Below are 21,819 nucleotides of genomic sequence, written 5' to 3' on the forward strand. Positions count from 1 at the left end.
AAAGCGTGACGTTAGTTGAAGTGAAAAACCTAGGTAAATCTTATAATGCGCAAACGAGAGTTTTAAAGGATGTTAGTTTTGAAGTAGAGGCTGGAGAGTTCGTTTCGATTATAGGTCTATCTGGAGCAGGAAAATCGACGCTGTTACGATGCATTAATCGAATGGTTGAAATCGATGAAGGAAATGTGATTTTTGATGGGCTTGATGTAGGAAGTTTGAACAAACAGGAACTACGTAAAATGCGCACAAATATAGGGATGATTTTTCAACATTATAATCTTGTGCCACGGCTTTCCGTTATTGAAAATGTATTACATGGTCGTTTGGGATACAAAACTACGTTACAAGGGGTATTTAACCGATTTACGGAGCTTGAAAAAGAACATGCATTTTTTCTATTAGAAAAGTTAGGCATTGCAGATCATGCATATAAAAGATGTGATCAGTTAAGTGGAGGACAGCAGCAACGAGTTGGTATTGCTCGTTCCCTAATTCAAGAACCAAAGTTGGTGCTCTGCGATGAACCAATTGCTTCACTAGATCCTAATTCTTCTGAAATCATTATGGACTACTTAAAATCGATCACAAAAGAACTAAATATTGCATGCATCGTCAACCTCCATCAAGTGGAAATCGCATGTAGTTATTCGGATCGAATTATTGGTTTAAGTAAAGGTAACGTGGTATTTGACGGTCCGAGTTTTATGCTAACTTCTGCTCATACAGACGAAATCTATGGGACAAAAACAGTAGAGACTAGAAAGCTAGTCACTGTGTAAGGGGCAACTAAACGTGAATGAAAAAGCAATGCGAAGCCAGCGAAAATGGCAAACGATTATTTGGGTAGCGATTATTTTGGTATTTACGTATTTAGCATCTGATATTACAAATTTTAATATCATACATGGGATTGCCACTTTACCGAATGCCATTACGTGGATATTTTCCAATTTGACTATCACATCAGAAACACTAGAAAGATTGCCGAAAATATTAGAGAAATTAGCCGAGACGATTCTTATGTCTATTGCAGCAACAACAACGGCGACAATCTTTTCATTGTTTTTAGGGTTAATGGGCTCCAAAACGACTGGTACAAGTAGTGTATTAGGTGTATTCGCTCGATTTATTGCTTCTGTTGCAAGAAATATTCCGGTGGTCGCTTGGGCGTTAATACTTCTTCTGTCTTTTGGACAAAACTCGATGACAGGATATTTGGCCTTATTTGTAGGTTCTTTAGGTTTTCTAACGAGAGCATTTATTGAAACGATAGATGAAGCTAGTCATAGTGCGGTGGAGGCGCTCCGAGCTACAGGTTCTACTTATTTTCAAATCGTCTTCAAAGCGGTTATTCCTCAATGCCTACCTCAAATGATCAGTTGGATTTTGTTTATGATTGAAACAAATATCCGGAGCGCAACACTAGTTGGCATTTTAACAGGAACGGGGATCGGGTATTCCTTTGACTTGTATTATAAGACGCTTAACTATAGTGCAGTAGCACTAGTTACTTTCGTCATCGTCATCTCCGTCATTATTATTGAACTTATGTCAAACAGAATACGGAAGGTGATTTTATAATGGAAGCCACTACAACCTTGGTAAAACGGAGAGCAAATGGTCGAATTTCGATTAAATCAGGCAATAAGGTAGAGCAAGTCATGGCTGGTACAATATTCGTTTTAACCCTTCTTACCATACTAGCTTTTTTCTTTTTCAATTATGCGGGACTGGATATATCGAGGGCTATCCCCGAGACGGCTTATAATTTAAAAACCATGTTTTTGGAGCCAGCTTTAAGCCATTTCACATGGGGAGAAGCCATTTATCAAGTAGGGATTACCTTAGGATTAGCTTTTTTGGCAACGATTCTAGGAGCAGTTATTGCATTTTTTCTAGCACTAATGGCTGCAACCAATTTATCTAATCTCTGGGTATCTAAGACTGTACGAATCGTTGTAGCTTTTATTCGTGCAGTACCGACTGTTTTATGGGTTCTAATTTTTGCGATTGCTGCAGGTTTGGGAAGCGAAGCAGCTGTACTAGGGATGCTTTTTCATTCTATTGCTTACTTGGTCAAAGCATTTTCAGAGGCATTTGAGGAAGTGGATAGAGGAATTTTAGAAGCATTGACGGCAACAGGGGCTAATTGGTGGCATATTATCACCCACGCTGTTTTACCCTCTACTTTTACGTATTTGTTATCTTGGACGTTCCTGAGATTCGAGATTAACTTTTCTGTAGCTGTTGCAATGGGAGCAGCAGCTGGAGCAGGAGGAATTGGATTTGAACTGTTTATGGCCTCCGGATTCTACTTTGATATGAGAGAAGTGGGGTTAATCACTTATATCATCTTATTACTAGCGATTGTGTTGGAAATTATGTCGACTCAATTGAAAAAACGCTATTTCCCAGCAAAGGCTGTAAGATAATAAGGAAAAGGACTTTCCGATTATGGAAAGTCCTTTTTAACCAAAGATGAATGTAATTATTTTCTTGTTAAAACAATAATTTTTGGTGAAGATATCCTTAACGCGACAAAAAAACTCATCACAAATAGAATCAGCTAAACTACTTACTTATTCTTCAAGTGAAACTGGCGAAAGCACATAATCTCCTCGATGCACTGGCTCACCAATAATAACCGGAACCCGAGAAGAAAAAATTGGTCCATCGACTATAACCGTGTGAAACTCACCATTTTCTCCACAAGCATCAATGCCAGCAAGCTCGAGTTCCTCTACAATCTCTCGCGTCAATTTTTCCCCAACATACTTAGCCGGCATCATCTTTTTGTTTACAACAATGATCCAAGCTTCAAACCCTTCAGCTAATAACTCGTCCACAACAGATTTTCTTGTCATTTGCCAAAGTGGATGCACAGCTACAATATCTGACTTTGCACATGTTTTTTGCACCCATTCTAAATGTCCTTCGAGATCAATGTCGCCAAACACCCCATGTGTAATTCCTTCTTCTCGGCAAGCATCCATCGCATTAGTAAATTGATGCTCATATGTACCCCAACTAGCTGCTTTTGTTAATAAAGGTACGCCAAGTCGCTCTACTTGGGCTTGTACGACTTCTAATGGAAGTGCATGCGACTTAGAAATTTCCCCGTCTTCCTCAAACATCGTCAGCACTTTTTTCGGCGTCATTCCTAATTGTACTGCTCGGTAATAAGCCAATGCAGAATCTTTTCCGCCACTCCATGAAGCTACAAAACTTGCATTTTGCATGCTAGAATCACCCCTTTTATACTAAGGTACATGATTACTTGAGAAAATTTCAAGTGATGATTCTGTTTCTGTGGAATAAAATGGTCGAGAGCAATCCATTTCGAAAAAAGAGCAACTACAAGACTAAGGAAAGCAGTCATAGAGGAACAACTAAATGGGTTAAGGAATCGTTTTCTTCCTATACGAAAAAACATCCTACTTGACCCTCTGTAACAATCATTGGCAAATATTAATAGTATACATCAAAGGAAATTCGAAACAATCAGCTTGTACCATCGAGGAGTGGAAGTATGCCAACGATTACGGGAAAGCAATACATCGAAAGGATTGATAAGTTAAAAACGGAAGTATGGTTAGATGGTGAACGAGTGATAGGTAATATTTCGGAGCATCCTGCATTTAAAGGGGTTATGAAGAGCCAAGCAGCCTTGTATGATTTACAGCATGATGATTCGTTAAAAGAGTTTATGACTTATCCATCGCCATCTACTGGCGAACTTGTAGGTATGTCTTATTTTCAGCCTAAAACCAAAAAGGATTTAGTTAAAAGAAGAGAAATGATTCAACAGTGGGCAAAATCAACTAATGGGCTTATGGGAAGAAGCCCGGACTATATGAATACGACTTTAATGGCTCTAGCATCATCATCCGAGCTATTGAGAGGTAAGAAAAACTGCTTTCCTGAACATTTGCTAGCATTCTATGAATATGCTCGCGAGCACGATCTATCGATGACACATACTTTTATCGACCCACAAGTGAATAGGACACAATTTTACTTTGAAAAAAACAGTGAGCCTATAGTAGCAAAAATTGTGGAGCGAAACGCAGAAGGAATTGTTGTAAAAGGAGCAAAATTATTAGCGACACAAGGGGGAATCACAGACGAAATTTTGGTCCTTTCTGCAGGAGGAATTTTGGATGAGGAGAGTGGATTTGCGTTTTCCATCCCCAGTAATAGTAAAGGATTAAAGTTTATCTGTAGGGAATCATTTGTAGGTGGAGACTCTGTATTTAATTATCCTTTGAGCTCACGCTTTGAAGAAATGGATAGTATTGTAGTGTTCGATAATGTGCTTGTGCCATGGGAGCGCGTGTTTTATTATGATAATTCAGCAGTTGCGAACAGCTTCCAAATAACTAGCTCTTTTCAAGCCTTTGCATTGCATCAAGTGGTGTCGAGACAAATCGTGAAAACTGAATTTATATTAGGCATCGCAGAGTCCATTATTAACACGATTAATATATCCGAATACAAGCATGTGCAGGAGAAGGTTGCCGAGATTATAGTGGGACTTGAAACGATGAAAGCATTAGTCATCAAATCAGAAGTAGAAGGGAAGTTGGATGAATGGGGGGTTATGCGTCCAGACAGTATAACACTGCTCGTGGGTATTAATATATTTCCACGTATTTATCCAAGATTCACGGAAATCATTCAGCTGTTAGGTGCTAGTGGACTGATGACTGTTCCAACAGAGCATGCTTTTCAGTCGTCTATACGAAAGGAATTAGACCAGTACCTACAATCCAGAGGGGAAAATGCTGAAGATCGTGTCAAACTTTTTCGTCTAGCTTGGGATTTAACTATGAGTCCATTTGGCACACGCCAAACGTTGTATGAACGCTTTTTCTTTGGTGATCCGATACGACTTTCTAGTCAATTGTATCAATCGTATAATAAAGAGCCGTATGTGGAACGGGTGAAAGGAATAGTAGAAGCCTTCTCCTTGAAATAAGAAATCCCAACCATTTTCAATGGTTGGGATTTTCATCATTGGTTGACCACCAATAACAATTAAAGCTTATTTCGTCTATCTAATGTATCTTCACCTAATATATTTTCCTCTAAAGGGTCATTATCCAAAGCATTTCTCTCTAAAATAGCATCTGGATCATTAGGAATCCCATCCGTACGGTGGATATCTGCCTGTTCACGACGAACAGTCTCGCTAACCGTCTCGGTGTCTTTTACTTTTTTCTTACCTACAACAATTTCCTCACTTACCACTGGGCGTTTTGTCACTTCAACGCGTTCCTCCATGACAGGAATATGAATACTCTCGCCATCATCGAATACTTCTCCAGCCGCAGTCTCTGCATCGACCGCGCGTCTTTCGATGTATACTTCTTCTCTTTCAACAGGAACTTCCACTGTTTCTTGCTCTTCTACAACGTATTTATCGACGTTTACTTCACCTGCCAGTTGGCGTTCTTTGTCAATCGATAATCGTTCCTCATGAAGCTGCAAATGTTCTTCTTGGGAATTGTCCCCCACATAAGCCGTATCGGTAGAATCGATATTGGTACCAACGTAACCTGCGCCTGTGCCTAAATCAATATTTTTGTCGTCGTAAATAGTTCCATAATTCTTGTCTACATAAAGTAAAAAAGAACCATCTTTGACATCGCTGTAGTATCGTTGTGACTCCTCTTCTGTAAAGCCCATGTCATGGAATGCTGCACGAACAGGTTCATCTCCGCTCATAAAGGCTATAAACTTGTCTAACCAGTTTCCATCAGCTGATACGAGATCCACATCAGTCTGACCACGAACAATTGATAGAGAATCTTTATCATTGGTAACTACATAAATATCATTTTCTACATAACCTTCATTTTTTAACTCTTTAATCTTATGCAATACTTCCTCTTCCGTTCTGAATGATCCAACATATTTTTTATCTGCCATTATAGTGTTCCTCCTATTATTTTAAGATTTGATATGTTACTTGTTTTATAGAATACCCAATTGAATTCTGGATGAAACAAAAAAAGAAGGAGGAATTGGAAATTGGACATAACAAATAAAAGAGAATTATTGAGAAGAGCAGGGAGGGAGAAGGGGATAGGTGCAGATTTTATTTTCGAAAAGTTATATGTAATAAGTTCAAAGAAGTAGATATTTCTACACCTACAAGTAGAAATATCTACTTCTTTATGTTTTCGGTTAACATTTTTTATTTAAATCTCTCCTATGCAATAACTGTGTGTAATAACAACTTTAATAACTCTTCCAATGTTTCTGGTAATTGCTCTGGTAACTCAAATGGACTCTTCATTTTTCTGCCTCCTTTTTGTTATTTCATAATCTATTAACAATATAGTCAATCTATCTAACTTTTATACTTGAATTTAGAAAAAATTTAAGAAAGTTTCTAATCTATTAAAAGAGAGTCTATTTGGTATATATCAAACAAAAAAGCGAGCTACTACTGATGGTTTACAGTAATAGCTCGTCTTCATGTATCCGTGAGTTTTTTCAAATCATTCCCAGATGGATTCTGAAATACTTGAATTCCAAACTCTGGGGCAATGGCAAAAAGATGATCAAAAATGTCGGCTTGAACTGTCTCATACACAGCCCATGCTACATCATTTGTAAATGCATATATTTCTATTGGTAATCCGTGTTCGGTTGGTGCTAATTGTCTAACCATTAAGGTCATTTCTTGATTGATTCCAGGATGATTTCGAAGATAGTTGCTAATATACGCTCTAAATACACCGATATTCGTAAGCGCCCTACCATTCACGGGATTACTTTTGTTAATTTTATTTTTATTATTATACTCTGTAATCTCACGTTCTCTAAGCGGAATATAGTCCGAAAGATGATGGATATTTTTAAAGCTACTGATCATTTCCTCTGTACAAAACACAATACTATTGACATCGACATTTAATGAACGCTTAATCCGCCTGCCTCCGGAAGATTGCATCCCTCGCCAATTGATAAAAGAATCGGATATTAGCGCATAGCTTGGAATCATCGTTATCGTTTTATCGAAGTTTTGTACCTTAACGGTATTGAGGGAGATATCAATAATGTCACCGTTTGCCCCGTATTTAGACATTTCTATCCAATCGCCAACTTGAACCATATCATTAGTCGACAACTGAATCCCTGCAACAAGGCCCAATAATGAGTCTCTAAAAACCAACATGAATACAGCAGAGAGAGCACCAATTCCACTTAGAAGAAGAAGGGGGCTTTTTCCCATAAGGTTTGCGATTACGAGAATAATTCCAAACGTTATGACAATAATTTTAATTACTTGAACATATCCTTTAATAGGCTTGGTCTTAGATACTTCATACGTTTGATATATATCATTCATTGCATTTAAAGAGCTATTAATAACGATTAACCCCATAATTACTAAATAGGCCATCGCTCCCTTTTCTATCAGATGTTGAAAGGATGGAAAAGTGGAAGCAAAGTAGTAAATTATAATTGCAGGAACTATATGCGACAATTTATGAAAAACTCTTCTTTCTAAAAGTACATTATCCCAATGAAATTTAGTGTTGTTCACAATTTTGGTAATCATCCTGATTACTACTTTTTTGGTGATAAAGTTCGCTATTATACAGAAAATCATTATTAAAAGAATGGTAATAACTATGGATAGATATTTAACTAAGGTAGCATCCATTCCATATTTTAAAAGCTGTTGGCTTACGATTTCCATCTATTTCACTCCATTTGTTGACATAAATATCATTATATCAAAATAAATTGACCTTCACCTTGTTCCATGTTTCAACACAAAACATGCTAAGATATTACCAAACAGAACAAATACATAAAAAAGATAACTAATAGTAATCGAGAAAGGACTACCACATGAACTTTTCGATGAATGAAACAAAAATCAAAAAACTATGCGGAGTTACTGCATTTAAAAAGGGGAAGGCATACTTTCAAGCTGAAAAAGTAAATCTTCACCCTGCTAAAAAAGAAAGTACAGTTATTAACGCCAATGTGAAAGTGGGAGATGGCTTTGATGTCATGGTAAAAGCAGCTCCCGGTGGAAAAATAGTAGCTAATTGTACATGTCCGCAAATAAGCTTTGTACAGACATACTGTCAGCATATTGCGGCCGTACTACTCTCTATTGAAGAGAAGCAGCAAGCGGAGGATCACTTAGCGGCACAAATGCTAGAACTATTTGAAAACAAATCCTCAGCTCCTACCGGTAAGCAGCTACATTTTGATAAAAGACAGACATTGCATGTAGAGTTCACCTACCGTCCTGTTTATCAAACAGAGGGGGAGTATACATTCGGCATACAGTTAAGTATTGGTTCCCGTAAGTTACATCCAGTCTCCCATATAGCAAAATTTTTGAGTGCAATGGAGAGTAGAGAACCCTTCGAATATGCACCGGGCTTGATCTATACACCAGAGCTCTTCAGTTTTCCAAGAGAAACGGATGAAGTTCTTCAATTTCTGATGAAAAGCCAGCGAATAAAAAGTAAAGCCGCCTTACAAGAAGGCCTGTTACTTATCTCCGCCTCGGATTGGGAGCAGCTACTTCCTTTATTGGAAAAAGCACCTGCAGTTAGGGTAATGCACGGTGGACAGATTTTCGACGGAGTTCATATAGGAAAAGACCTTTCTCTAAGCTTTGAATTTGAGGAAGGACATACGACCGGCTATCAATTGAATGTGAAAGGACTCGAGCAAATTACCGTATTAAAGGCTTACGGCTATGCACTGTCAGAAGGAATTCTATATAAGCTTCTTGCAGATGAATGCAATAGGCTAGTAGAGCTGAAAGCAATGCTGGATAAGTCAGGAACACATCAACTCGTTATATCAGACGAGCAAATAGATCATTTTATGGAAAAAGTTATTCCCGGTTTGATGAAGCTCGGGCAAGTGATAATTGCAGAATCCATTTCCAAACGACTAGGGGAAACACCACTTCGTATCAAGATGTTCCTAGATCGAGTGAAACACCGGTTATTAGTAGGATTAGAGTTTCATTATGGGCATTTAGTCATCAATCCATGCGAAGAAACCGAAGAAACATTTTCGCATTATCCAGGAATAAGACGCCAGCGCAATAAGGAACTGCAAATCATGGAGTTGCTTGAGGAAAACTCCTTTACACAAACAGAAGGTGGATTTTTTTTATATGACGAGGAAGCGGAGTACCATTTTTTATACCATATACTTGGTAACATGGAAAAATGGGTACAGGTTTATGCTTCGACAGCCGTGAAAATGCGTGTGCAAAGAGGATATATTGGTCCAAGGATAAGAGTCGAAGTAAAGGAACGAACAGATTGGCTAGAGTTCAAGTTCGATCTTAAAGAAATTTCGGAAAAGGAAATTCAGCGGCTGATGGGTTCTATTGAAGAAAAACGAAAGTTTTACCGCATTCCAGGTGGCAACTTAGTTTCACTTGAGACACCTGAATACCAAGCTTTATCTAGCTTTATTATTGATATGGGAATTACGACGGATACGATGGAAGAAGTAATTCGAGTTCCATTAATAAAAGGAATGCAAATGATCGACTCCTTAGAGCAAAGTGACCTGGTAGAACCGGGGGAAAAATTTGCGAAGCTAATGAAAAACTTACACAACCCTGAAAACTTAGAGTTGGATAGTCCAATCTCTTTAGAAGGGGTCCTTAGAGATTATCAAAAAGTAGGATTTAGATGGTTCCAGTTACTTGCAAAATACAGATTCGGAGGTATCCTTGCTGATGATATGGGACTTGGTAAAACGCTTCAAAGTATTGCTTTCATTGAATCGGTTCTTTCAGATGCCCGCACTCGTCATTTACCGATACTAATCGTATGCCCAGCCTCCCTCCTATACAATTGGAAGAATGAGTTAGAAAAATTCACGCCATATATTCAAGCACAGGTGATAGATGGCAATAAAACCAAAAGAACTGAATTGTGGAAGAAAGATGCTTGTGTAGATGTAATAATCACCTCCTATCCAACGCTTCGAATGGATACAGAGCTATACAGGAATCGCCTATTTCATACGCTGTTCTTAGACGAAGCACAGGCTTTTAAAAACCCACTTACCAAAACAGCAAAAGCGGTGAAGATGATTCAAGCAGAGCATCGTTTTGCACTTACCGGCACGCCGATCGAAAATGCATTAGATGAGCTCTGGTCTATATTTCATGTTGTGTTTCCAGAGTTATTACCAGGAAGAAGAGCCTTTAGTGAATTAAGCCGTGATAGTATAGCAAAACGAGTACGCCCGTTTATATTGCGCCGCATGAAACAGGATGTACTGAAGGAATTACCAAACAAGAAAGAAACAATGCTGTATTCCGAGTTACAAATAGAGCAGAAAGCGTTATATGCTGCCTATTTGGCAGAGCTTAAACAAGATGCACTGAAGCATTTGAAAAAAGGGGAGCTCCAAAGGAATCGTATACGAATATTGGCCGGACTCACAAGACTTCGCCAGCTATGCTGTCATCCAGCTCTTTTTGTGGAAGGTTATAAGGGAAGCTCCGCTAAATTTGAACAGTTGATGGAGCTATTAGAGGAATGTCGAATATCAGGTAGACGAGTGCTCATCTTTTCACAATTTACACAGATGCTAGGTATAATTAGAAGGCAACTAATCCGAGAGGGAATTCCCTATTTCTACTTAGACGGTCAAACACCATCGGAGGAACGAGTAACATTATGTGATCGCTTTAATAACGGAGAGGGAAATCTATTTCTAATTTCGTTAAAAGCAGGTGGAACTGGGCTTAATCTGAATGGAGCAGATACAGTAGTGCTTTACGACTTGTGGTGGAATCCAGCGGTGGAGCAGCAAGCTGCAGACCGTGCGCATCGAATGGGACAAGAAAACGAAGTCCATATCATTCGTTTAATAGCAAAGGGTACGATCGAAGAAAAAATTACGCAACTGCAATACAAAAAGAAAAGCCTCATCGATGAAGTCATTTACTCAGGGCAGGATGCACTGTCCACTATGACGGAAGAGGATATTAAAGAGATATTAATGATTGAATAGAAACTTAAGATCCAAGAAAAGCATTCATCGCTTATCTTGGATTTTTCTGTTTATCCCGCATTAACGGCAGTAAGACTCCCACTTCAAGATTGAGAAAGTGAAGTGGGAGATCAACTGCCCGTAAAAGCCCGATTGGTTCAACTAACAATCAGTGGGGGATGAAGACCCCCCACTGATTGCAGTTTCACTTTATATCAATGAAGAAAATTAATAGTTTTTGGTTCGTGTAGACAGTGTTATTAAAGTTCTCCTTCTAATTCACCTTAAAATATGCCCTTTTAAGGCCACTCTAATTATAATTACATACCAAAACATGTGAAGTGGCTAAAATGCTCTAAAACACCCTTAAAATGCTAATTAAATAAAAAAACCGACTAGCTTAAGTGTTTAATAGATAATTTCTGTTGTAAGGAAGCGAAAAGTGAGGTTGATAATTTTCTTACTAATATTTCTTCTTTAGAGGAGTAAGTGAGAAGTAAATCCTATAATTTCAGTTAGTAGATATTTCTTCACAAAAATCCCTTGTTTTTAAATAATATTAGGTGAGGTAAAAGCATCAAATAATAAAGATAGAAAAGCTTACTTTTACTTAAAAAGAGAAAATAATCTGTTGTGTATACAAGTATACAATAAGTAAACATAACGTATTCAATAATGTAAACATGTATACAAATACGTACGCATGTTGTTAAATAGGGATGTGTACAAAATAGATTACAAGTATACAAGAGTGTATATGTTGTAAGCAAAATTAGTTGGAATGTTTACAATTTGAATACACCTTTTGGTGGATTGACGGAGTAATCTCTGTGAGATAACCTTAAAATGGTAGAACCTATAAAAAGAAGGGATGATTTGATGAACACTTCAAGAGTTTGTGCAATCGATGTAGGAAATGACTCAGTTAAAGCTTTATTTGGAAAATTGGATTATGAACTAAACATTCCCAATGTAATTGCGGTATCAACAGAAGATAGACCGGTTATAGGTATAGAGGAATTAAATGATAAGGATCCTATAGAAGGAATCCATATTAGAGTACACTCCCCTGCCCTTAATGAAAATAATATAATTTATCGTGTTGGTAGCTTAGCGACAAAAAGCGATAATGCAACTGAATTAGACCCTGGAAGTAACAAATCAGAGGAAGATCAAACATTAGTCATGTTATTTGCTACTTTGGCTTTAGATGCAGTTAGAGAAGAAAATGCAGGTCTATTTAAAAAGAATAATAATGTAATAGATGCAAACTATACGTTAGGTACTGGTCTGCCCCTTCGTGAAGTAAAAGAAGGAAAAGACGTGGGCTACCGTTCACAGCTCTTAGGATCAGTTCATCAAGTTGAATTTTTAGTAACACCTAAATACCAAGGACTAAAAGTAAATATTAAATTTGATGAAGTTAAAATATACCCTGAAGGATTCGCAGCTTATATAAACCTAGTAATGGATAATGATTTAAACATTATAAATAGAGATTTAGTAGATAAAAGCATCCTTATTCAAGACATTGGTGGCCTATCAACTGATGTGGCAGTCATTAAGAATCGTAATGTGGACGACGATAAAGCACAAGGATTCAATCTAGGTGTTTCTGAAGCATTAGAGTCAATTCGTGAAGAAATAAGATTAAAACATGGTGTGGAATTAGATAGCCGCAGAGATGTTGTAGATATCATCACTAGAAAGAATGACCGAAATCATATTATGGTGAACGGTAGTCGTACAAGCGTTCATGATATTACAGATCGTATTCTTTTAGACTTAGCGAAGAAAGAATATCGTCATTTACGTAATGTATGGCAAAAAAATTCGCAAACAGAAATCTGCTATTTTGTAGGCGGCGGGTCAATCGTTTTAAAAGATTATATTAAAACGTTAAATAACAACTTGAATGGCTATAATATCGAATTCTTTGAAGATGAAAAAGAGAGCATTTGGATGATGGCAAATGCTTATCACAAACTAATCTCTGATTTTGTCAGAAAGAATGCTAAAGAGACAAAAAAAGCTGAGGCAACGATACAAAAAGTATAAAAATAGGGTGATTTCATGGAAAAGTCAGGGAAATCAAGTATTCAAAGGGGACAAGCTATTACGTTTCGGCTCCCTTCTGATACTCCTGATCATATTTTAAAGCAAATGCAAAAGTTAAAAGAAACAGAGAGAAGAAACTTTTCTAGCAAAATAGCCGAGTTTGTTACGGAAGGTGTGAGTAATTCCTTAACCAAGGATAGAGAAACTATTACCATTCCAATGCCAAAACAGCTAAGTAAGGAACAGCGCAATTGGCTAAAACACGCACATTCAGAAGCTATGTTAGGAAACATTGTCTATCATTTGCTGTCAGATCCTGTTCGGGCAATGTCTATTCTCGCCTCTCTTAACAGCAATGCTTTAGATATCGACCAAGCCCTGTATTTACAAACCGAGCCGACGGAAACTGTAAAAAATGATCTTGATACAAGTCCTTACGCAAATAATTCGACAGAACCAGAAGAGATTCAACAAGAAATGCTTGCTGACGAACTAGAAGATGATTTGATGAATTTTGACTGGGAGCAAGTAAAACATGAGCATGCGTCCACTGAGGAAGATTCAGTGGAAAATGTCGAAACCGAAAGCTTAGATGACTTACTTGGAGATTTTCTTTCGAGAATGAATAAGTAACAATACTGTCTATTAAAGATTATAATTCGCCATACATCAGTGAGAGCTGGTTTATGGCGAATTTTTTATTGGTTAGGAAACTAGAGAAGACCTAGACATGTGGGTAACTTTTTACCAGAAGCATAGGAACAGAGTGTTTATAATTTAATAGTGGTATAGGGAAACTGAGCGGTAAAACCCTTCGAACTTGCTGAACGGATCTGCTAGTCCAGTTTGTCGCGTTCATTGGTCGCTTTGTCGCGTTCGGGATGTGTTTTGTCGTGTTCGAAGAGTAGTTTGTCGCGTTCACAGCATACTCTGTCGCATTACACCATTTACTGGAAGTGTATTTACAAATAATGGACTTTGTAAGAACTGCTAGAACTAAGTAAATAGCAAGCTCTATTGTTTTTCACTACAGGATGGAAAGCATCTGCCCTGTAGTTAAGATTTTAACGGCCATTTAATTCAATTCGCTACCGCTCTGTTTCCCTATTATGGGCGTTATTCTATCTTTAACAAATGAGATAATTTACCGATATTCAAGAACTATAAAACTTATATATATAGATAGGTATTTGTATTCCTAAATAGAAACTGATTTGTGACATACGTATTGGTTTTATTGCAAACCTTAGACTTCTTAAGGATCATTTTTCCAATCTCACTAAATTCCATCTTTACCTTTATTATAAAAAATGGAATATTAAAACTAATAGGGAATGAGGAGGAGTTTGATGGACCAGGAAAGGGAGATATCATGTTTTAGAGTTAACAGATGCCACTTACATTCGGTAAGTCCCAGCTCTACCTCACCTACTAAAAACTGCTCTACTATATGACCTAAAGTATCTGGTTCGAGGGCATCAAGAGCACTTTGCATTTGTTGAAGTACTTGCTTATAACCAGCAGCAGAGACTACAAAGTGTTGGAGTAGCGGCAGATCGTTGGGCAGAGCTCGCTTCCTGTAGTCCCCCGTTAACCATTACGACACCGACAAACAAAGCAGAAATGTGCCTGCGTGAGGTAGAGGAAGAAAAGTCGGCAGTAGATACTGGTTTAGAAGTGGTGGATGGAATTTTAACTGGTTTATTTGATGTTGGAAAAGATTTTGTCACAGGTATTGTCGATATAATCCAGGACCCAAAAGCCACGTTGGACGCTACAGTAGAAGCGGTTACGAATCCGGTAGAGACATTCAACGTAATAAAATCGGCCATCTCTACTTCCTACGAACGTGATATGGTCAATGGAGATGCCAATTCTCGTGCCCACTGGGTAACCTACGCATTAGGTACAGTCGCCACATCCATAGTTGGAACAAAGGGTGTTGGTGCACTTACAAAATCAGGGGTTGCGGCCACAAAGGCAGCAGTTCCAACAGTAACCGGAGCAATAAATAATGCCTCTGCATCATTAGCTAATCTATTACCTTACGGACCCCGTCCACAGTTTGCAATCGCAGGTGAAGTTCCTTATAACACAGTCAATGCAAACGGATTGAAGGACCAGATAATCTCCATGGCTAGTGTGGCGAGTGGTGTTAAGGGTACGGGTAAGACTGTAAGTGATTACCTTGAGGACATAACTGCGAACGGGAAAGTAGATTCCACTAAAATGAATAAGCTCAAAAATGCCATTCAGAATAATACTTTTAATGTAGACGAGCTCTCTGAGATTAGAAAAGAGATGGCTGATTTAGGCATTACTAAAGTATATGATGAAGCATTAATTAAAATAGATTTTGGTAAGTATCTACGAGGGCTAATGGGTGATCCACCTTCTGCTATGATAAATCCTCATGCACATCATATTCTATTCAAAAAAGGTCTTGGTCAGAAGCAGCAAGAGCTGGTTCGAGAAGGTCAAGAAATATTAAGAAGATATGGAGTGGATCCAATAATTGGAGTAGAAAACCTCGTTTGGGCACCAAATGCTGTAACGGGACAACATAGTCTTGATGCTTTAAAGGAAGTAGTGGCTAGGTTAAGAGCTATTGAAGCAATAGACGGTGATTTTGATGATATTGTTGAAACTCTCAACGATTTAGGAGATATAGCTAGTACAAGATAGTAGATATATAGGAGGTAGTGTTATGGATGAAAAAAGTCTAAATAAAGCTTTAAGAAGTGCTATTAAGCTTGGTGATATTGATGAAGTGAAGCGTTTAATAGGCGATAATCCAGAATCTTTACATTCAATGACACCATTTGGAACATGGCTACATGTTGCAGCAAAGAAAGGGCATTTTGAAATAGTAGAATATCTAATTCATAAAGGAATCGATGTTAACACAAAAGGGGATGTATTTGATGCTTCTCCTTTAAGAGTGGCTGCAGGAGCGGGGCATTTGGAAATAGTAAGATATTTAATAAAGGCAGGCGCAGAATTAGATGTGAGCTTGGCAAAAAGAAACCCATTATTTGGGGCGATTTATGGCGGACATAAAGAAGTAGTTAAGTTTCTAGTTGAAAAAGGTATAGATATTTCAATTAGGTACACTGGCGAAAATATTAAGGATATGAATGCCTATGAGTATGCTAGAGAATTTGGACAAACAGAAATTGCTGAATACCTAAAGCAAAAAATGGATGAAAAAGAATAAAAAGTGTTACAGTGACCAAGCAAAAAAATAATTAATCAAAGGTGCCAGTTTTAATACAATCTCGAATTGTGTTAGAACTTGGCACCTTTCACTTTTGTCACAGGTATTGTGGATATATTACAAGATCCCAAAGCCACGTTGGACGCTACAGTAGAAGCGGTTACGAATCCAATAGAAACATTCAACAGTATAGCAGAGTATAAAGAGTAATTTATTATTTTACAATGAAGCAGTTTAGGGTACTAGGTTCTCGAACCATTTAAATTGTATTAGAACCTGGCACCCCAAGTTATCGACTCCCAACAAGTTCCTTCTCAGTTTCCTTTGTTTCTACAGGTTCTAGAAAACTAGGTGATAAGGAAGGGAATGTGAATTTAAATGTCGTTCCTTGTCCAATTTCACTTTCTACATGAATTGTCCCATTCATAGCACGTACGATACTATACACTACCATAATGCCAAGGCCAGTCCCCTTGCTTCCTTTTGTTGAATAATAAGGCTCACCTAAGCGGTTCACTTGTTCAAGCGTCATACCTGAACCAGTATCTTTAATGAGAATACCTAAAGTTGTTGGTGTGCTCTCCGTTTCAACCGTTAATGTGCCTCCGTTTGGCATTGCTTCAATTGCATTTTTCATAATATTTACAAGGCACTGATGAAACTTTTGTTTGTCTCCTTCAATCTCCTCTCCCTGTGAAAAAATAGAAACTATTTTGACCGAATTTTGCTTTGCCAATGGTTTTAGTGATTGAACTACTTGTTTTAGTTCTTCCTGAACAACTAGAGGTTCCATCGATTTAATTTCAGGATTAGAGAAATTCAAATACTCTTGAATGACTCTTTCAGCAGATTTCAGCTCGTTTTTAATAATGGAGAGGTATTGAGTGTGGTTTTCTTTGGAAATAGCATTATTTTGCAAAAGTTGAACAAAACCAATGGCTACTGTCAACGGGTTACGAATTTCATGACTAATAGCTGCACCCATTCGTTCCACAGCCTCTAACCGTTTGGACTTCATCGTGCGTTGACGCAATTGTATAGTCATCAGAATTTCTTCAATAATATAAGAAATAATTCCGACTCCAATTGGTTGAATGACTAAAAAAATAAATAAAACTTTGAAGCTACTGTGAGGCAAGTGCCAGATTCCCAACGTAAAAGTTTGGACAAAACTGAACAGAAATGTTACGCCTACGGAAAAAAGAATTCGTTGCTTGGGAGAGCGTTTTAAAAACCATGGAGAGATTCGCCAAAAAAGAATAGCAAACCCTCCATAATAAAGGACGGTACTCCAAAAACCATAGTCAATTCCCAAAAACCCTCTTACAAGCATAATGAATGCAGCCAAAAAAGGACCTAATCCCATATATAAACTACCGACAATGAACGGAATTTTTCGTAAACCAAAAAGGACATTAATGCCTTCTATTTGATAAGTAAAAATAAAACAGAGGGTTAAACTAATTATTAAATAGATGATGAAAATAGCTCGGTAAGACCAAGACTTTTTCGACTTTTCTGCCCATAAAAATCCTGAAAATAGTAATACGATTAACAAGGATAGGTTAAAAAAGAAATATACTGTTAATTCCAAGGTATGATTCCTCCATTACTATTTTATGCAGAAAAGATTCATCTTCTTTTTATCTTAGTTTTATGCCGCTTAAAATGAAACTGGGAGAGGGTACCTTCACCGATCTCACTTTGAACTTCAATTGTTACTCTCATAGCACGTAAAATACTGTAAGCAACCATCATGCTGAGACCAGTTCCCTCGGATCCCTTCGTAGAATAATATGGTTCCCCTATGCGTTTAATCTGTTCTTTACTCATTCCAATTCCTGTATCTTGAATAGAAATAATTATTTTGTTCTGAGTAGCAGTCGTCTTTATCATTAATGCACCGCCATAAGGCATGGATTCGATCGAATTTCTTATAATATTAATAAAGCATTGATGGAATTTCGATTTATCTCCTTGGATAGTTCCAGAGGCAGAAAAATCAGTAGAAACCTTTACTGAATGATAATTAGCGAGTGGATGTAGTAATTTCAAAATATGCGTTAGTTCTTTCTGAATATCTAATTCTTCTGTTGATTCCATAATTGGTTTAGAAAAGGTTAAGTAATCTTGTATGATACCTTCTGCAGAATCTAATTCATCTTTGATAATGGAGAGGTATTTTGCACTATTATTACTATCTAAAGAAACTTGGTCGAGGAGCTCTATAAATCCAATTGCTGTAGTTAATGGATTTCTAATTTCATGAGATATTGCAGCCCCCATTTGTTCTAGTGCAGCCAACTTCTCTTCGATGACTAACTGTTGTTGCAACTGTTGATTTTTTTCTCTTATTTCAATAAGGGTAGAAATCATGGCAACCCCAAGTGGCGGGACTATTAAATAGGCGATGAATATGTCTAGCAATTGGTCAGGAGATACTTTGTTTAATGCTATGGTGAATATACCAACACTTATTAGTAAAGTAATACCTGCGGAAAAAAGTATTCGTATATTAGAAGTGAGTTTTAAAAACCAAGGAGAAATATACCATATAAAAAGACTGAATACGGTATAAAACGCAACTCCTATAAAGAATCCAACATCTATTCCATGAAATGCTCGAAAGAATATAACCAAAAATCCTAGTATAGGACTGAACCTCAAATAGAGACCACCCAATATAAAAGGAATGATCCTCAAATCTAGAACATACCCATTTTGTATGGGATAAGAAAATAGAGAACAAAGTATTAACGAAATAACAAAATAAAATAAGCTTGCTCGCTTATGTAAATGGATACTACCGACTCTCTTATTTAATAGAAAAAAAGTAAAAAATAAAATCAATAATAAGGAAAGATTAAATAGAAAATGCATAGTTATAATTCCCAATTTATACATCTCCTAATAATTTTTATAAATTAATAGTAACGAAAGATTGTGGAATATACAATATTTATTAATGAATATTCAGAAGATTATAGGATGATAAACAAATCGCATTATCATAAGGTACTGTAACAATTATATGTATTAGAACCTGGTACCTTTTATTAGGTACTAAATGATTTCAATGCAACACAAAATCTTGCCTGGTCTCAGGACTCAAATGAAATTGATACTGTCTGGGAATACGTTAAATCAATAGAAGTAGAAGGTATTGTTGAAAAGATATATAATTTACATTTCATAACTCAGCAAGATGATTTATGTGACTTTATTGGTGGCCATACGATGTGTGCTTTAAATCGATTAGTTAATGGGAAGTCAGATAACTTTTATGAAAAATCTTTAAAGTATTGGCCTTGTGGGTGGAAGAGGACATACCCTATTAGTGAAATTATTGTGTATGTGCCTTATAGCTGTAACTAGTACAAGAAGGAGAAGACAGGAGTAAATGTTATGAATGACAGAAATTGCTGAGTACCTAAAGAAAAGACTTTACGAAAAGGAATAAATTATTTCCCCGGGAATAAGTCTAAACGTTACGAATTTAACAGGCTTTTTCAAAACATTGTTGGGACCTTGAATGAAGCAGTATTCACGAACAGGAGATAGGTTATGATAAAGAGTTACATGAAAAAGATGTAGGTTACAGATGTTGCTATTAAATAACTTTACTTGTTATGACATAACGATACATAAAGAAGAAAAAGCTTTAGGAGGGGGAAATAATATGAGTGCTTTGCCGGATAGGCTAGGTGAAGTTCTTGGAGAAGAAATATATAAACGTGAAGATAACAATCTAGTACAGTAGGCTTTAATAAGGCTAGGTGTAAACGCATCAGATACTTTCCAAGAATTTTATATCCAGTATGCAGGACCTTTTTGGGAAGAGTATGTACCCTTTGAATTACTAGATATAGCAGATGGAGAAAATAATATTGAATCGTATACACTCATTTCTAGAAAAGAACATGGTTTTCCAAAATGGTATCTGGTTTTAAGAAGTTAATAAATCAGAGGAGAAACTAAAATGAATAAGACCAAAATTGCAAAAGACTTCAGAAGTGCTATCAAAAATGATCAATTAGATATATTAAGAGATTTACTCAAGAAAGAACCAGAAATGTTAACATGGATGACACCTTTTGGAACTTGGTTACATGTAGCGGCAGCTCATGGACATTTAGAAATAATAAAACTTCTTATTAATGCCGGGATAGATATTAATGCACAGGGGGGAACCTTTTCTACAAATGCCCTCGAAAGAGCGGCTACAAAAGGGTATTTAGATATTGTTGAATATCTCATTAACAAGGATATTGTGATTGATACTAGTGAACCAGATAGAAATCCTTTATTTTCTGCAATATATGGTGGTCATTTGGAGATTGTTAAATTGTTAGTTGAGAGTGGTATAGATCTCTATATAAAATACTCTGGTGAAAACATGCAAGATATGGATGCTTATGCATTTGCTATTGAAAGAGGGCAAACAGAAATTGCTGAATACCTAAAGCAAAAGCAGAATAAAAAAGTGTTACAGGAAACAAACAAAAAAATTAATTAATCAAACAGGTGTTAGGCTCTAATGCAATCTTGAATTGTTGTGTGAGAGCCTGGCACCTTTTACTTTTTTAAAAGATTGTTGGGTGGAGCTCGCTTCCTGTAGTCCCCTGTTAACCATTACGACGCCGATAAACGAAGCAGAAATGTGCCTGCGTGAAGTAGAGGAAGAAAAGTCAGCAGTAGATACTGGTTTAGAAGTAGAAGATGGAATTTTAACTGGATTATTTGATGTAGGAAAAGATTTTGTCACAGGTATTGTGGATATATTCCAAGACCCAAAAGCCACGTTGGAAGCTACAGTAGAAGCTGTTACTAATCCGGTAGAGACATTCAACACAATAAAATCGGCCATCTCTACTTCCTACGAACGTGATATGGTGAATGGAGACGCCAATTCCCGTGCCCACTGGGTAACCTACGCATTAGGCACAGTCGCCACTTCAATAGTAGGAACGAAGGGTGTCGGTTCACTTACAAAATCAGGGGTTGCGGCCACAAAGGCAGCTGTTCCAAGAGTAGTCGAGGCCACAAATATTGCCTCGGCATCACTAGCTGACCTATTACCTTCCGCACCTCGTACGCAGTTTGCGATGGCTGGTGAAGTTCCTTATAATGTTGTGAATGCTAGCGGGTTGAAGGATCAGATAATCTCCATGGCTAGAGAGGAGAGTGGAGTTAAGGGTACTACCAAACCTTTACAAAAACACCACTATGCAACAAATAAAAGTAAGAAATACACTCCTCAAATGGAGAATATAACAAAAAAGTATGGTTTAAATTTAGATGATGAATGGATAATGAATTATTACCTCATCAAGGGAGACATTCAAATGCATATCATGATTATGTATTAGATAAACTGAGTACTTATGATAGATTAGCTAAAGGAGATAGGGAGAAATTCCTTAAATTGTTTGAAGGGTTAAAGCAGGAAGTAAGGGATAATCCAGATATGCTTTATAAAGAATATTGGAGGTCAAAATGAAATATTTTAAACTAAAAATGAGCAGAAACGTGTC

Annotated in this window: 20 protein-coding genes; 14 read left to right on the forward strand and 6 right to left on the reverse strand. The window is 37.1% G+C overall.

Annotated features, from left to right (window positions below; translation table 11 throughout):
- Window positions 1-5: 5 nt before the first annotated feature.
- The 3 genes from phnC to FG382_RS11615 are packed head-to-tail and all read left to right on the forward strand — an operon-like array spanning window position 6 to window position 2,432.
- Window positions 6-779: a phosphonate ABC transporter ATP-binding protein gene (gene phnC / locus FG382_RS11605; RefSeq protein ID WP_142539046.1), complete on the forward strand. Its 774-nt coding sequence runs from the start codon at window positions 6-8 to the stop codon at window positions 777-779.
- 13 nt (window positions 780-792) lie between these two features.
- The gene (gene phnE, locus FG382_RS11610) at window positions 793-1,581 is read left to right on the forward strand and encodes a phosphonate ABC transporter, permease protein PhnE (protein WP_142539047.1); all 789 of its coding nucleotides are present in this window, start codon (window positions 793-795) and stop codon (window positions 1,579-1,581) included.
- Window positions 1,581-2,432, forward strand: a complete 852-nt coding sequence (locus FG382_RS11615; protein WP_142539048.1) for an ABC transporter permease subunit — start codon at window positions 1,581-1,583, stop codon at window positions 2,430-2,432. The genes phnE and FG382_RS11615 overlap by 1 nt, the downstream gene beginning before the upstream one ends.
- Window positions 2,433-2,579: 147 nt before the next feature.
- On the opposite strand, the gene FG382_RS11620 is transcribed toward FG382_RS11615, so the two are convergent.
- Complete coding sequence (locus tag FG382_RS11620; RefSeq protein ID WP_142539049.1) at window positions 2,580-3,239, reverse strand: Dph6-related ATP pyrophosphatase; 660 nt, start codon at window positions 3,237-3,239, stop codon at window positions 2,580-2,582.
- Between the two features lie 290 nt (window positions 3,240-3,529).
- Between FG382_RS11620 and hpaB the strand changes: the two genes are divergently transcribed.
- Entirely contained in the window at window positions 3,530-4,978 is a 1,449-nt protein-coding gene (hpaB, locus tag FG382_RS11625) for a 4-hydroxyphenylacetate 3-monooxygenase, oxygenase component (RefSeq protein ID WP_142539050.1), read from the forward strand.
- 59 nt (window positions 4,979-5,037) lie between these two features.
- Here the strand turns inward: hpaB and FG382_RS11630 are convergent, their stop codons facing one another.
- A complete protein-coding gene (locus tag FG382_RS11630) occupies window positions 5,038-5,931 on the reverse strand; it encodes a YsnF/AvaK domain-containing protein (RefSeq protein WP_142539051.1) in 894 nt (297 codons plus the stop codon).
- Between the two features lie 550 nt (window positions 5,932-6,481).
- Window positions 6,482-7,714, reverse strand: coding sequence for a mechanosensitive ion channel family protein (locus FG382_RS11635; RefSeq protein WP_142539052.1), 1,233 nt, complete (start codon window positions 7,712-7,714; stop codon window positions 6,482-6,484).
- Window positions 7,715-7,881: 167 nt separating this feature from the next.
- Between FG382_RS11635 and FG382_RS11640 the strand changes: the two genes are divergently transcribed.
- The 3 genes from FG382_RS11640 (at window position 7,882) to FG382_RS11650 (ending at window position 13,701) form a co-directional block, all read left to right on the forward strand.
- Window positions 7,882-11,031 (forward strand): DEAD/DEAH box helicase, encoded by a 3,150-nt coding sequence (locus tag FG382_RS11640; RefSeq protein WP_425328521.1) that lies wholly within the window; start codon window positions 7,882-7,884, stop codon window positions 11,029-11,031.
- Window positions 11,032-11,889: 858 nt separating this feature from the next.
- Window positions 11,890-13,068 (forward strand): ParM/StbA family protein, encoded by a 1,179-nt coding sequence (locus FG382_RS11645; protein ID WP_142539054.1) that lies wholly within the window; start codon window positions 11,890-11,892, stop codon window positions 13,066-13,068.
- Between the two features lie 15 nt (window positions 13,069-13,083).
- On the forward strand, window positions 13,084-13,701 hold the full coding sequence (locus FG382_RS11650; protein ID WP_142539055.1) for a hypothetical protein: 618 nt from the start codon (window positions 13,084-13,086) through the stop codon (window positions 13,699-13,701).
- A gap of 691 nt (window positions 13,702-14,392) precedes the next feature.
- On the opposite strand, the gene FG382_RS23520 is transcribed toward FG382_RS11650, so the two are convergent.
- Window positions 14,393-14,635 carry a T7SS effector LXG polymorphic toxin gene (locus tag FG382_RS23520; protein WP_425328524.1) on the reverse strand — a complete coding sequence of 81 codons (243 nt, stop codon included), beginning with the start codon at window positions 14,633-14,635 and terminating at the stop codon, window positions 14,393-14,395.
- A 56-nt stretch (window positions 14,636-14,691) separates the two neighbouring features.
- Here FG382_RS23520 and FG382_RS23220 point away from each other — a divergent pair, with 56 nt between their 5' ends.
- The 3 genes from FG382_RS23220 to FG382_RS23370 all read left to right on the forward strand — a co-directional run bounded on the left by FG382_RS23220 (window position 14,692) and on the right by FG382_RS23370 (window position 16,495).
- A complete protein-coding gene (locus tag FG382_RS23220; protein WP_229677383.1) occupies window positions 14,692-15,753 on the forward strand; it encodes an AHH domain-containing protein in 1,062 nt (353 codons plus the stop codon).
- A 22-nt stretch (window positions 15,754-15,775) separates the two neighbouring features.
- Window positions 15,776-16,285 carry an ankyrin repeat domain-containing protein gene (locus FG382_RS11660; RefSeq protein ID WP_142539056.1) on the forward strand — a complete coding sequence of 170 codons (510 nt, stop codon included), beginning with the start codon at window positions 15,776-15,778 and terminating at the stop codon, window positions 16,283-16,285.
- Window positions 16,286-16,363: 78 nt separating this feature from the next.
- Window positions 16,364-16,495, forward strand: a complete 132-nt coding sequence (locus FG382_RS23370; protein WP_280525886.1) for a hypothetical protein — start codon at window positions 16,364-16,366, stop codon at window positions 16,493-16,495.
- Window positions 16,496-16,574: 79 nt separating this feature from the next.
- Here the strand turns inward: FG382_RS23370 and FG382_RS11665 are convergent, their stop codons facing one another.
- On the reverse strand, window positions 16,575-17,879 hold the full coding sequence (locus FG382_RS11665) for an MFS domain-containing histidine kinase (RefSeq protein WP_142539057.1): 1,305 nt from the start codon (window positions 17,877-17,879) through the stop codon (window positions 16,575-16,577).
- Between the two features lie 38 nt (window positions 17,880-17,917).
- On the reverse strand, window positions 17,918-18,952 hold the full coding sequence (locus FG382_RS11670) for a sensor histidine kinase (protein WP_229677382.1): 1,035 nt from the start codon (window positions 18,950-18,952) through the stop codon (window positions 17,918-17,920).
- Window positions 18,953-19,886: 934 nt separating this feature from the next.
- On the opposite strand from FG382_RS11670, the gene FG382_RS23525 reads away from it, so the two are divergent.
- The 4 genes from FG382_RS23525 to FG382_RS23530 all read left to right on the forward strand — a co-directional run bounded on the left by FG382_RS23525 (window position 19,887) and on the right by FG382_RS23530 (window position 21,785).
- The gene (locus FG382_RS23525) at window positions 19,887-20,045 is read left to right on the forward strand and encodes a hypothetical protein (protein WP_194483522.1); all 159 of its coding nucleotides are present in this window, start codon (window positions 19,887-19,889) and stop codon (window positions 20,043-20,045) included.
- Between the two features lie 219 nt (window positions 20,046-20,264).
- Window positions 20,265-20,801, forward strand: coding sequence for an ankyrin repeat domain-containing protein (locus FG382_RS11680; RefSeq protein ID WP_142539059.1), 537 nt, complete (start codon window positions 20,265-20,267; stop codon window positions 20,799-20,801).
- A gap of 37 nt (window positions 20,802-20,838) precedes the next feature.
- Complete coding sequence (locus tag FG382_RS22970; protein ID WP_211356387.1) at window positions 20,839-21,654, forward strand: AHH domain-containing protein; 816 nt, start codon at window positions 20,839-20,841, stop codon at window positions 21,652-21,654.
- Window positions 21,591-21,785, forward strand: coding sequence for an AHH domain-containing protein (locus tag FG382_RS23530; protein WP_211356388.1), 195 nt, complete (start codon window positions 21,591-21,593; stop codon window positions 21,783-21,785). The genes FG382_RS22970 and FG382_RS23530 overlap by 64 nt, the downstream gene beginning before the upstream one ends.
- Window positions 21,786-21,819: the final 34 nt, after the last annotated feature.

Source organism: Psychrobacillus lasiicapitis (genome assembly GCF_006861795.1).
GTDB lineage: Bacteria > Bacillota > Bacilli > Bacillales_A > Planococcaceae > Psychrobacillus > Psychrobacillus lasiicapitis.

Excerpts from the sequence above, each read along its gene's own strand:
- FG382_RS11615 (WP_142539048.1), top strand. The coding sequence starts at position 1,581 with ATGGAAGCCACTACAACCTTGGTAAAACGGAGAGCAAATGGTCGAATT.
- FG382_RS11620 (WP_142539049.1), bottom strand. The coding sequence starts at position 3,239 with ATGCAAAATGCAAGTTTTGTAGCTTCATGGAGTGGCGGAAAAGATTCT.
- hpaB (WP_142539050.1), top strand. The coding sequence starts at position 3,530 with ATGCCAACGATTACGGGAAAGCAATACATCGAAAGGATTGATAAGTTA.
- FG382_RS11630 (WP_142539051.1), bottom strand. The coding sequence starts at position 5,931 with ATGGCAGATAAAAAATATGTTGGATCATTCAGAACGGAAGAGGAAGTA.
- FG382_RS11635 (WP_142539052.1), bottom strand. The coding sequence starts at position 7,714 with ATGGAAATCGTAAGCCAACAGCTTTTAAAATATGGAATGGATGCTACC.
- FG382_RS11640 (WP_425328521.1), top strand. The coding sequence starts at position 7,882 with ATGAATGAAACAAAAATCAAAAAACTATGCGGAGTTACTGCATTTAAA.
- FG382_RS11645 (WP_142539054.1), top strand. The coding sequence starts at position 11,890 with ATGAACACTTCAAGAGTTTGTGCAATCGATGTAGGAAATGACTCAGTT.
- FG382_RS11650 (WP_142539055.1), top strand. The coding sequence starts at position 13,084 with ATGGAAAAGTCAGGGAAATCAAGTATTCAAAGGGGACAAGCTATTACG.
- FG382_RS23220 (WP_229677383.1), top strand. The coding sequence starts at position 14,692 with ATGTGCCTGCGTGAGGTAGAGGAAGAAAAGTCGGCAGTAGATACTGGT.
- FG382_RS11660 (WP_142539056.1), top strand. The coding sequence starts at position 15,776 with ATGGATGAAAAAAGTCTAAATAAAGCTTTAAGAAGTGCTATTAAGCTT.
- FG382_RS23525 (WP_194483522.1), top strand. The coding sequence starts at position 19,887 with ATGTTGCTATTAAATAACTTTACTTGTTATGACATAACGATACATAAA.
- FG382_RS11680 (WP_142539059.1), top strand. The coding sequence starts at position 20,265 with ATGAATAAGACCAAAATTGCAAAAGACTTCAGAAGTGCTATCAAAAAT.
- FG382_RS23530 (WP_211356388.1), top strand. The coding sequence starts at position 21,591 with ATGGATAATGAATTATTACCTCATCAAGGGAGACATTCAAATGCATAT.